Annotated in this window: 18 protein-coding genes and 1 pseudogene; 11 read left to right on the forward strand and 8 right to left on the reverse strand. The window is 63.9% G+C overall.

Annotated features, from left to right (window positions below; translation table 11 throughout):
• Positions 1 to 141 precede the first annotated feature (141 nt).
• The gene (locus KBY67_RS04940) at positions 142 to 324 is read left to right on the forward strand and encodes a metallothionein (protein WP_255109336.1); all 183 of its coding nucleotides are present in this window, start codon (positions 142 to 144) and stop codon (positions 322 to 324) included.
• A gap of 54 nt (positions 325 to 378) precedes the next feature.
• Here the strand turns inward: KBY67_RS04940 and KBY67_RS14860 are convergent, their stop codons facing one another.
• Positions 379 to 1,020, reverse strand: a complete 642-nt coding sequence (locus KBY67_RS14860; protein ID WP_399213951.1) for an IS630 family transposase — start codon at positions 1,018 to 1,020, stop codon at positions 379 to 381.
• Between KBY67_RS14860 and KBY67_RS14865 the strand changes: the two genes are divergently transcribed.
• Entirely contained in the window at positions 986 to 1,138 is a 153-nt protein-coding gene (locus KBY67_RS14865) for a hypothetical protein (RefSeq protein ID WP_399213939.1), read from the forward strand. The two genes, KBY67_RS14860 and KBY67_RS14865, sit on opposite strands and share 35 nt — an antisense overlap.
• On the opposite strand, the gene KBY67_RS14870 is transcribed toward KBY67_RS14865, so the two are convergent.
• Complete coding sequence (locus KBY67_RS14870) at positions 1,135 to 1,299, reverse strand: helix-turn-helix domain-containing protein (RefSeq protein ID WP_399213953.1); 165 nt, start codon at positions 1,297 to 1,299, stop codon at positions 1,135 to 1,137. The two genes, KBY67_RS14865 and KBY67_RS14870, sit on opposite strands and share 4 nt — an antisense overlap.
• Positions 1,300 to 1,311: 12 nt before the next feature.
• Positions 1,312 to 1,434, reverse strand: a complete 123-nt coding sequence (locus KBY67_RS14875; RefSeq protein WP_399213941.1) for a hypothetical protein — start codon at positions 1,432 to 1,434, stop codon at positions 1,312 to 1,314.
• A gap of 291 nt (positions 1,435 to 1,725) precedes the next feature.
• On the opposite strand from KBY67_RS14875, the gene KBY67_RS04950 reads away from it, so the two are divergent.
• From KBY67_RS04950 to KBY67_RS04960, 3 genes are all read left to right on the forward strand, one after another.
• Positions 1,726 to 2,037 carry a hypothetical protein gene (locus KBY67_RS04950; RefSeq protein ID WP_255109338.1) on the forward strand — a complete coding sequence of 104 codons (312 nt, stop codon included), beginning with the start codon at positions 1,726 to 1,728 and terminating at the stop codon, positions 2,035 to 2,037.
• Between the two features lie 101 nt (positions 2,038 to 2,138).
• Positions 2,139 to 2,489 (forward strand): hypothetical protein, encoded by a 351-nt coding sequence (locus KBY67_RS04955; protein WP_255109339.1) that lies wholly within the window; start codon positions 2,139 to 2,141, stop codon positions 2,487 to 2,489.
• Positions 2,486 to 2,956: a hypothetical protein gene (locus KBY67_RS04960; protein WP_255109341.1), complete on the forward strand. Its 471-nt coding sequence runs from the start codon at positions 2,486 to 2,488 to the stop codon at positions 2,954 to 2,956. Before KBY67_RS04955 ends, KBY67_RS04960 begins: the two co-directional genes overlap by 4 nt.
• Here the strand turns inward: KBY67_RS04960 and KBY67_RS04965 are convergent.
• On the reverse strand, positions 2,942 to 3,136 hold the full coding sequence (locus tag KBY67_RS04965) for a hypothetical protein (RefSeq protein ID WP_255109343.1): 195 nt from the start codon (positions 3,134 to 3,136) through the stop codon (positions 2,942 to 2,944). The genes KBY67_RS04960 and KBY67_RS04965 overlap by 15 nt on opposite strands.
• A gap of 647 nt (positions 3,137 to 3,783) precedes the next feature.
• Positions 3,784 to 4,188 carry a secondary thiamine-phosphate synthase enzyme YjbQ gene (locus tag KBY67_RS04970; protein ID WP_255109345.1) on the reverse strand — a complete coding sequence of 135 codons (405 nt, stop codon included), beginning with the start codon at positions 4,186 to 4,188 and terminating at the stop codon, positions 3,784 to 3,786.
• Positions 4,189 to 4,244: 56 nt separating this feature from the next.
• On the opposite strand from KBY67_RS04970, the gene KBY67_RS04975 reads away from it, so the two are divergent.
• The 4 genes and pseudogenes from KBY67_RS04975 to KBY67_RS04985 all read left to right on the forward strand — a co-directional run bounded on the left by KBY67_RS04975 (position 4,245) and on the right by KBY67_RS04985 (position 6,346).
• Positions 4,245 to 4,760, forward strand: coding sequence for a GNAT family N-acetyltransferase (locus tag KBY67_RS04975; protein ID WP_255109346.1), 516 nt, complete (start codon positions 4,245 to 4,247; stop codon positions 4,758 to 4,760).
• Positions 4,761 to 4,790: 30 nt separating this feature from the next.
• Positions 4,791 to 4,844, forward strand: a pseudogene (locus KBY67_RS14880) (hypothetical protein); the annotation flags it as partial.
• 342 nt (positions 4,845 to 5,186) lie between these two features.
• Complete coding sequence (locus KBY67_RS04980) at positions 5,187 to 5,621, forward strand: transglutaminase family protein (protein WP_255109348.1); 435 nt, start codon at positions 5,187 to 5,189, stop codon at positions 5,619 to 5,621.
• Positions 5,618 to 6,346 carry a peptidase gene (locus KBY67_RS04985; protein ID WP_255109350.1) on the forward strand — a complete coding sequence of 243 codons (729 nt, stop codon included), beginning with the start codon at positions 5,618 to 5,620 and terminating at the stop codon, positions 6,344 to 6,346. The genes KBY67_RS04980 and KBY67_RS04985 overlap by 4 nt, the downstream gene beginning before the upstream one ends.
• Positions 6,347 to 6,362: 16 nt before the next feature.
• Here the strand turns inward: KBY67_RS04985 and KBY67_RS04990 are convergent, their stop codons facing one another.
• From KBY67_RS04990 to KBY67_RS05000, 3 genes are read right to left on the reverse strand one after another with little or no spacing between them, the layout of a single operon-like run.
• Positions 6,363 to 6,491 carry a DUF3050 domain-containing protein gene (locus tag KBY67_RS04990; protein WP_255109351.1) on the reverse strand — a complete coding sequence of 43 codons (129 nt, stop codon included), beginning with the start codon at positions 6,489 to 6,491 and terminating at the stop codon, positions 6,363 to 6,365.
• A gap of 45 nt (positions 6,492 to 6,536) precedes the next feature.
• Positions 6,537 to 7,175 carry a pyridoxamine 5'-phosphate oxidase family protein gene (locus tag KBY67_RS04995; RefSeq protein ID WP_255109359.1) on the reverse strand — a complete coding sequence of 213 codons (639 nt, stop codon included), beginning with the start codon at positions 7,173 to 7,175 and terminating at the stop codon, positions 6,537 to 6,539.
• A complete protein-coding gene (locus KBY67_RS05000) occupies positions 7,172 to 7,795 on the reverse strand; it encodes a glutathione S-transferase family protein (protein ID WP_255109361.1) in 624 nt (207 codons plus the stop codon). Before KBY67_RS05000 ends, KBY67_RS04995 begins: the two co-directional genes overlap by 4 nt.
• Before the next feature lie 156 nt (positions 7,796 to 7,951).
• On the opposite strand from KBY67_RS05000, the gene KBY67_RS05005 reads away from it, so the two are divergent.
• Both KBY67_RS05005 and KBY67_RS05010 read left to right on the forward strand, forming a co-directional pair.
• A complete protein-coding gene (locus tag KBY67_RS05005; protein ID WP_255109363.1) occupies positions 7,952 to 8,200 on the forward strand; it encodes a hypothetical protein in 249 nt (82 codons plus the stop codon).
• Positions 8,201 to 8,321: 121 nt separating this feature from the next.
• Positions 8,322 to 8,930, forward strand: a complete 609-nt coding sequence (locus KBY67_RS05010) for a TetR/AcrR family transcriptional regulator (protein WP_255109365.1) — start codon at positions 8,322 to 8,324, stop codon at positions 8,928 to 8,930.
• Positions 8,931 to 9,441: the final 511 nt, after the last annotated feature.

Below are 9,441 nucleotides of genomic sequence, written 5' to 3' on the forward strand. Positions count from 1 at the left end.
CACCGGGATCAGCTGGCAAAACTCAGTGAGCAAAGGCCAGGTGGAGACACCAGTGCCGTTGGGGATTGGGCAGCGACCTTCCCTTCAGCGCCGGCGGCGCCAAACTGGGTGAGTTGCAGCTGACCTGAGCAAGGAGAAGCCATGACCGCCACCCTGGACAAACCCACCACACTCCAGTGCTCCTGCCCCGGCTGCCACTGCACCGTGAAGGCCGACACAGCCTTCCGCAACGGCAGCTCGCTCTTCTGCAGTGACGCCTGCGCCACCGGGCACCCCAACGGTGAGCCCTGCCACGCCGTCTGTGGCTGCGAGTGCCATGGCTGAGCCGGCCTGGCCACCGGCAGAGCCGATTCCACTGGACCGGCCGGCCGGCGTGCATCAGCTCTGCAGCTGCGGTCGCAGTCGCCATGGCTGGTTCTGTACTGGCAGCCACGGCCGGCCGGCAGCCCCAAAGAGATGGTGAATGGGGTGGCTGCACGGTGGCTGATGGATCAGCCCAAACCAGCGCTCCACCTGGTTGAGCCAGGAGGCGTACGTGGGGGTGTAGTGCACGTGGAAACGGGGCCGCTGTACCAGCCAGGCGCGGACCTTGACGTGCTTGTGAGTGCAGGAGTTGTCGACGATTAAGTGGACATCCAGAGCTTCCGGGACTGACCTCTCGATCTGGCGCAGGAAGCCCAGGAACTCCTGGTGCCGGTGGCGGGGCTTGCACTGGGTGATCACCTCACCGGTGGCCACGTCCAAGGCGGCGAACAGGGTGGTGGTGCCGTGGCGGATGTAGTCGTGCGTCACACCCTCCACGTAGCCCAGGCCCATGGGCAGCAGCGGCTGGGTGCGGTCCAGGGCCTGGATCTGGGTCTTCTCGTCGACGCAGAGCACCATCGCCTTGTCGGGCGGGTTCAGGTAGAGACCGACGATGTCCCGTAACTTCTCCACAAAGAAGGGATCGGTAGAGAGCTTGTAGCCGTCAGGCTTCCGCGGAGCGGTGGAGCTTCTGTCTGTGCAGCTGCACCGAGGCAGTCTGGAGCCAGCGGTGAACGGTGGTTTTGGAGATCCCGGTGGGGCGGCAGCCAGAGCGCGGGCACTCCACTGGGTGCTGCCATCGGTGGGCTACTCCTTCGGAGAAGGCTTCGCCTAGGTCTGCCGCGCCCGGTTGATCACCTCCGCCACCGTGTCGTCCTCATAGGTGCGAGGCCGTCCAGGGCGGAGCTCGTCATGCAGCCCTTCCAGGCCCAGCTCCCGATACCGCTTGCGCCACTTGCCGACCGTCATGCCCGTCAGCCCCATTCGCTTGGCGATCGCGGTGTTGGTTTAACCGGCACCACAGGCAAGAACGATCTGGGCGCGCTGCACGATCGAATGAGGTAGCGAGCGAGAGCTGGCGATGCCCTGCAGTTGCCGAACCTCGTCATCGCTGATGACCAGCGGTGGCATCGGACGACCAAGCGCCAGGGAGCCCCTCGGATAACACCCCACTATTCTGGATGTTATTTCCGGGACGGCACACTAGGCCGGTGATGGAGGGCTTCACCAAGGCCTTCCGCAAGCCGTTCTAGGTGCCGGAGGAGGCCCCCTCTATCGCCGATTGGATCCTGCAGAAGCAGCATCACGACTGGATCGAGGCTTTCCTGGTGCAGCGCCAGGCCGTCGCCTGAGGTCCGGCCGCCATGTGAGGCAGCGGCTGGCTGTTGTCCCTACGTTGGCGGCGGTTCCGTACAGCTAACGATGACCAGGGTTGTGACTGTTGGTGCCTGCATCGCCTTGGCGCTGCTCGCCGGGTGTGGCCGCCCCGATACCCAGGCCTTGAAAAAGCTGGCCTGCGAGCAGGTAGCCAGCACGATCGATCTGCAGTCAGTGGCTCAGCTCGATGCGCTACGCAAGGCCCTGGGCTTGGCACCGGGCGTTGATCCCATCGAATCCTGCCGCGCCCTTGGCGCCACGATGGGGCCCAGACCAGAGGGCGAGAGCTCTGGCGAAGGCAGCAGCAGCGGGGATGCCGAGAATCAGAAGACCGAGAGCAACGGCAGCCAGAACTGAGCCGATTGATGAACTTCTGCCAGCCAATGGCCAGTTCCTGAATTTGAACCCCTCCCGTTCAGAGCTCGTGCCCTATCAGCGGGACGTTCACCAAGACTCCGATGCTGTTTCCACTCCGTCTTTTAGTTGCTGGTCTTGTCACTGGCTGGCTGGTAGCCGATGGGATCGCAGCGGTTCGTGCGGAAGCATGGAAGGCCTGCGAGTTCAATGACCAGCCCATCGGCTGCCGCGACACCCACTCCCCTGATGGAACGGTGCGCATCGTCTGGCGGGACGGCAAGGCGATGACCTATCGCCTCGAGAAACAGGGCTTCCCGTTCTCCACCATGCAGGATTCGCTCGGTGGGATCTGGGAGCGGCAGATCTTCGTCCAGGGCAATGCCGTGTTCACCAACAAGGCGAACGGCAATCGGATCGTTGTGCCGTTGCGTCCAGAAGCAAACCGGCCATGAAGGACCTCGACGCATTCCTGCGCTGGAACTCCGGCCACCTGCTGGAGAACCGCACCCGCGGTGCCTATGCCGAATGGTTGGTGCACCGGGCCCTGGGCCTCGATCCAGGAGGACACCGCGTCGAATGGGCCGAGGTGGATGTGACGGATGGCGCGATCACCCTCGAGGTGAAGTCGGCGGCCTATCTGCAGGCCTGGGAGCAGGAAGGGCTGAGTGTGATCAGCTTCCCGATCGAGCAGCGGGTCGCCACCGCCTACGTCTTCTGTCTGTTGGCGGAGCAGGACCCCGAGCTGGTGGACCCGCAGGACCTCCGCCAGTGGCGGTTCTGGGTGGTGCCTACCGGCAAGCTGCACGGCGAACGCAAATCGATCGGCCTGCAACCGCTGATTCGGGCCTACGGGGAAGGCATGAGCTACGAGGAGCTCCCGGGCCGCATCGAGGCGCTGCGGCAGTCAGAGCTGCAGTAGCCAGCGCAGAAGCGATAGAGCAATGATCAGACCGATGCAGCCGTTCCAGATCAGCGACGGACGCTTGGAAAGACGCTGCACCCAGTGCGGCATTTGATCGTCCCAGTGCTCCAGCGCCAGCACCGCCAGCAGCAGCAGGGCCACGGGGAGTCCGATGGCCAGCACCAACTCACGCAGCATTCCATCGTTCGCCTCTATCGACACCGTACCCAGCTGGATCCAGAGCGACAGCCAGTTGGCGGCCCTGACCTGAGGGTGCGAATCCTCCCGCTGAGCCGTCAGCGCTGACTCGCCAGCCAACCCCTCCAAATGGCGACGGCGAGGCCTGCGAGGCCTTGCGCCGAACAGGCCGCAAGAGTGGTACGGGAACAGGTACTCCTGGAAGCCGCTGCAGCCTGAAAAGAGGCGTACTTTGGAGTTGAGGGGAGGCCCGGTAGCCAACCCGACCCTCACCCTCCAAGAGAGTCCGGCGAGGGATCACCCGAGCCGGTGCGCAAAACGGAGGTACGCCCAACATGCGAGGCATCCATCGTGAACTTGATGGCGCAGCGCGAACGCCATCCCGTAACCGCAGGGAGCGATAGGCCAGTTCTGTTCCCCGCGTGTTCAAATCCCGGGCTGCATAACCCGGGCCCAGATCACAGCCGTGAAGGTCAAGCCCCGAGCCTCTCTTCCCGGAGACGTGATCCCATCCCTTACCTGCCAGGCCCCAGACAGGCCATGCGTGAAGTACAGACACCCGATCGGAACAAGCCCCAGATGCCAAGGCGATGATCCGCAACCGGTGCTAAGGCGCCCCCCACGGGGCGCCTTCCGTTATGGGGTGATCAGGCGACCAGCACCGTCACCACCACCGAGCGCTCCTGGCGCGGGCCATCGAACTCGCAGAAGAAGATGTTCTGCCAGCGCGACAGGCCCAGGTGCCCGTCGATCAGCGGGATGGTTTCCGACGGCCCCACCAGACCGGCTTTGAGGTGGGCATCACCGTTGCCGTCCTGGGCGTCATGCTTCCAGACACCTTTCGGGATCTGCTGGCGCAGGAAATCGATCACGTCCTCCTGAACGCTCTCATCCCAGTTCTCCTGAATCATCACAGCCGCGGTAGCGCCCTGGGCGTAGACATGCACCAGCCCATCGGCGATGCCGCTGCGCCGCACCACCGCGGTAACGGCCTCGGTGATGTCCACCAGCTCCTGGGCCCGTTGGGTGGCGAAGTGCAGCAGCTCACGCATGGCGGCAACAAAAGGCGAGACAATCACAGCCCTGATGATCGGCATCCCCGGCCCCGGTGGCATCCCCGCTGCAGATCCGCCCGTTTGAGCCCCCCGACTGGCCTGGAGTGTGGCGACTGCTGGAGCCGGTGTTCCGCGCCGGGGAGACCTTCCCCCACAATCCAGCCATCACAGAAGTCGAGGCCCGCGCACTGTGGGTGGAGCAGAGCCAGTCCGTCATGGTGGCCATCGGTGCCACAGGGGCCGTGGTGGGCACCTACTACCTCAGGCCCAACTCCCTCGCCCTCGGTGCCCATGTGGCCAACGCCGGCTACGTGGTGGCCGAGCAGTGCCGGGGGGAAGGCCTCGGCAGTCGTCTCTGCCAGCACTCGCTCCAGGCCGCCCGACGGCTGGGGTATCGGGCGATGCAGTTCAACCTGGTGGTGAGCACCAACACTGCCGGCATCCGCTGCTGGGAGCGCAACGGCTTCCGCACTGTCGGCACCGTGCCAGGGGCGTTTCGCCACCGGCAGCTGGGCTACGTCGATGCCCTGGTGATGATCCAGGGACTCGTGGAGGGGCCGAGCGCATGAAGGTGGTGCCGCTGCCGGTTGCAGCCAGGGGTGGACCTGCGCCTGACCCTGGAGCAGCTGCTAGGGCAAGAGGGGGTGCAGGCCGGCTGCCTCATCAGTGGCATCGGCAGCCTGTCGGTGGCCAGGATCCGCCTTGCCGGCCAGGGTGTCCGGCGACGATTAGGTAGGCGCGGCGGTGCTCCTCGCTGTCCTCGACCCCGATCGCCGCGAAGAGCTTGCCGATCGTGCCGGTGGGTGTCGAGTGCCCTGGAACGCTGCGGGGCCTGCCCCATCATGACTAAGGGCGCGTCCTGCTGCCGTCAACGCGGTGGGGCCGCCAGGATGTGCAGAATCTCACCTCGGCGGAGGCGCGGCTGCCGGAAGAGGTGCTCCTGTTCCTGCAGGCCAGCCGTTATTGCGAGAGCGATCTCCTCACCGCCCTGGCCGTTGGTCGAACGGGCGCTCACCGGCTGGGGGCGGGTGCAGGCGATCAGCGATGCCGTGCACCGCCATGTGCGCCTCAACTACAGGCGTTCAAGCCAAACCAAATCGGCTCTAAAGACCTATGCTATGAAAGCAGTGTGGGCGTGTGCCAAGATTTCGCCCATCTGGCAATTGCCTTCTGCCGCTGCAAACATTCCAGCTCGCTACTATACCGGTTACCTGAGGGAAATCGAGGTGCCGCCGCCCCACTCGGCTATGGACTTCGCTGGCTGGTTCGAGGTCTACCTCGGCGGTGGCGGGCATGTGTTCGACCCGCATAACAACAATGCGCGGATCGAGCGGATCCTGATCGCCCGCGGCAGGGATACGGCCGATGTGTCACTCACCACCAGCTTCGGTCCCTCGACACTGCAATCCTTCCAGGTGTGGATCGCATGACCTATTGCGTGGGGGTGCTGCTTCAGTCCGGCATGGTCTTCGGCTCGGATTCACGCACCAATGCGGGTGTGGATAATTTCGCCACCTTTTGCAAGATGACGGTGTTCGAGCGCCGCGGCGATCGGGTGCTCGTGCTTCTCAGCTCCGGCAGCCTGGCCGGCACCCAGGCGGTGATCAGCCTGTTGCGCCAGCGGGCCGACGAAGGCGATGGGAGCGACAATCTGTGGACGGCGCGCACGATGTTCGACGTCATGGTGTTGGTGTCGGATGTGGTCCGCAAGGTCCAACAGCGTGATGCCGCCCACCTGGAAGCCTCAGGGAGTGGGTTCAATGCGTCGTTTCTGGTGGGCGGCCAGATCAGGGGCGAAGCGCCGAGGCTGTTCCGGATGTATGCCGAGGGCAATTTCATCGAAGCCAGCGCAGACACACCATTTCTGCAAACTGGCGAGGCGAAATACGGCAAGCCGATCATCGACCGGGTGATTCACTCCGACACCTCGCTGGCGGAAGCGGCCAAGTGCGTGCTGGTGTCATTCGATTCCACCATGCGCAGCAATCTTTCAGTGGGGATGCCGATCGATCTGATCGCCTACGAGCGTGACAGCCTGGCCATCACCCAACGCCGCCGCTTCAGCGAGGGCGATGCCGAGTTCGCGGAGTTGAGCAGCGCCTGGGGTGTGGGTGTGCGCCAGGTGTTCCGCGACTTACCGGATGTGCATTGGTAGCGGGATACGTGGTGGGTCAGGGCGCCATGACCAGCGCCCGGTGAATGCCATCCCAGAACTCCCTGCGGGCCGCCACAGCTCGATCGGCCATCGACTGGACTGCCTGAAGTCTGGAGGGGGAGCGGCCGCAGAGAGTGCTCAGCATCGCCAGGGCCCCGCTCCGCGTTCCCAGATGACGGAGTCATCGCCATTAGTTCCCTGCAGCAGGATCTCGATCCTCTGCGGAGGATTGAAACCGAAGCAGCTCGGCCTCAAGATCGGCGATGCGCTGCCGCAGTGGCCGCACCGCATGCTCCACCTCCAACGCCGTGAAGCGGGGCGTGATGAATTGCGGGCAGTTCCAGTCGAAGCCGTCCAGCTCAATGCGAAAGAGGCGTTCCAACTCACCTGCCCCCGAATTCTGCAAACTCAACTGCGAGCGGAGGTCGGGATCGGCATCCAGCGGCACCACCTCGGCGGTGCCATCGAGCTTCAGACGCCGGCGGTTGGGGTAATCCATCAGGAACAGGGCAAGCCGCGGATCACCACGCAGGTGCCCCGTGGTGAGCAGTTGCCGGTTGCCTCCGTAATCAGCAAAGCCAAGGGTTCGCTCATCGAGCACCCGCAGAAAACCCACCGGACCGCCGCGATGCTGGATGTAAGGCGCCCCAGCTTCGGTGAGGCTGGCCAGATAGAAGCTGTCACGGGCGCTGATAAAGGCGATCTCCTTGGCACCGAGACGATCGGGCTCCGGAGCGTCCGGCACGCCGTAGCTCTTCTGACCATAGGCCTGCTCCTGGGCCTCCCCCACGGCGGGGGTGAGATGACGATGGAGGTAGTGCTGGCTCATGGCTGGGTTTCCGCGGCGGCTTCCAGCCCCGTCATCGGCACGTAGCCCGGCAGAGCCTGAATGCGTCCGATCCAGGCGCGCACATAGGGATAGGGAGCCAGATCGATGCCGCCACCCCCCGAGAGGGCCACATAGGGAAACACAGCGATGTCGGCGATCGTGGGACGATCCAGCTCCAGCCAGTCCCGATCGCTCAGGTGCCGTTCCAGCTGATCCAGAATGAAGGCGGCTTTCTCCTGGGCGCGTTCAATCGGAATGGCCTTCACACCGAACAGGTGATGCAGGCGGGCACTCTCGGGACCCTGCCGCACTTCGCCGGCAGCCGTGGAGAGCCAGCGCACCACCCGGGCCTGCTCGAGGGGGCCGATGGGAAACCACTGGCCATCGCCCTGGCGAGCGGCCAGATACAAGAGGATCGCCTGGGCGTCGGAAAGGGTGTTGTCGCCATCGTCCAGAACGGGCACCTGGCCGAACGGATTGAGCGCCAGAAAGGGCGACGACTTGTGCTCCCCCTGCATCAGATCGACACGTACCCATTCGTAAGGGACGCCGAGCAACTCGAGCAGCAGGCGCACCTTATAGCTATTGCCGGAGAGTTCGTGGCCGTAGAGTTTGATCATGAAACCGAAGAGTAGTGAGGAGAATGTGGAGAGCGTGCAAAAAGCCTGAGGGTGAACATCATCAGAGGGGAAGGAGATTTCCGATGGCCCAGCGCGCATCGGCCGCGACCTTGATGCTCTCTGGTCGTCGGCCTGCCACTGGGGCGTTGTGTTGCCATGTTCGCCGTTGTCAAAGAGATAAAGCCTGTCGTCCGTCACGATGTAGGTGAGTGGGTCGTCGTGAAAACGCCGCATGTTGTTGTCCGAAGCGAAGCGCTAGGTGACCCCGGCGTGCTCCGAGGAGTGTTCAGACCATCCGGGCAGGGGCTGGCCGTCGAAATAGGACACCGCGTCATAGCCCTCAAGGGCAAGGAAGTGCTCGTCGTGACTGACCGGATGGGACGCGCCAGACGTGATGGGTGCTGAAGACATAGGACCAAGGGAACGGGTGACCAGAGGGCCCGCCAGCGAGGACAGACCCATCTGTCTTAAACAGTAGCAGACCTTTCTGTCTACCGGCTAGCCTGTCTGAAATTGAAGCATGACCATGGCTGAAACAGGTGCTGCCGGAAGGACTTCCACCAAGCGGGAGGCTCTGCTCAGCACCGCTTCGGAGCTCTTCTCGCGCCAGGGCTACCGAGCCGTGGGCATCGACACGCTCCTGGCCGAGGCCGGCGTGGCCAAGATGACCCTCTACAAGCAGTTCGGCTCAAAGGAGGAGTTGATCGCCGCCGTGCTGGAGCGCTTGGCCGGCGAGATCGGCACTTCACTCACCGCCAGGCTGGCGGCCGCCAGCGGAGGCAGCCGCGGCCGGGTTCTGGCGGTGTTCGACTGGCTGACGGACTGGGTGCGCTCACCGGCGTTCCACGGGTGTCTTTTCATCAAGGCGGCCAGTGAATACCCCGATCCAGGCGATCGGCCCCGGCAGGCGGCCGAAGCCTTCAAGGCCGGCTGCCGCGAGCTGCTGGAAGGGCTCTGCCGCGAACTCGGCATCATCGATCCGGCCCGCCTGGCCCGGCAGCTGCACCTGCTGCTCGAAGGTGCCCTGGTGCTCAGCTTCATGGAGCGCGATCCCCGGGCCGCCGGCGATGCCAGAGACGCGGCGGCAATGTTGCTCGATGCCGCCAACCGAGAGGAGCGGGAGGGCGGCGGCTGAGATTCAGTCGTTGAGCAGATCGAAGATCGCCTTCTGAAGATCCGGCGGCTAATCCAGTTGATCGAGCACCCAGGCCATCACTGTGGCCGTTTCCTTCGTCAGGGAGAGCCGCTCCCCTGGATTGATGAAGACGAATGCCTCGTAGCGGGCAGCTGGGTCACGATGGAATCTGAGGACGTTGCGCCGACCGAGCATCTGGAGCCAGCCAGCCAGTGGGTTGCGAGTAGTTCGGCTGAACTTGTGCGTGGGGTTGGGCTCAACGACACCCCGCCGTTGGCGACGTCACAGCCAATCGTCAAAGTGAAGAGATGATCAGCAAATCGTCAGCCCGCGACAGAACATCGGGGATGGGTTGACGCATGGACATCATCCAAGATCAATGAATTGGAAGAATTGAGAAGTGGCGGATGACGCTGAAAGTCGCCTTGAGGAAGAAACTTCGCCAGTGAGGGCAGGCAGCCACCCAAGACTCTCAGGCCTTGTAATACAAAACTTTCTCCCATGACAAGTG

The organism is Synechococcus sp. RedBA-s (assembly GCF_024345495.1).
GTDB lineage: Bacteria > Cyanobacteriota > Cyanobacteriia > PCC-6307 > Cyanobiaceae > Regnicoccus_A.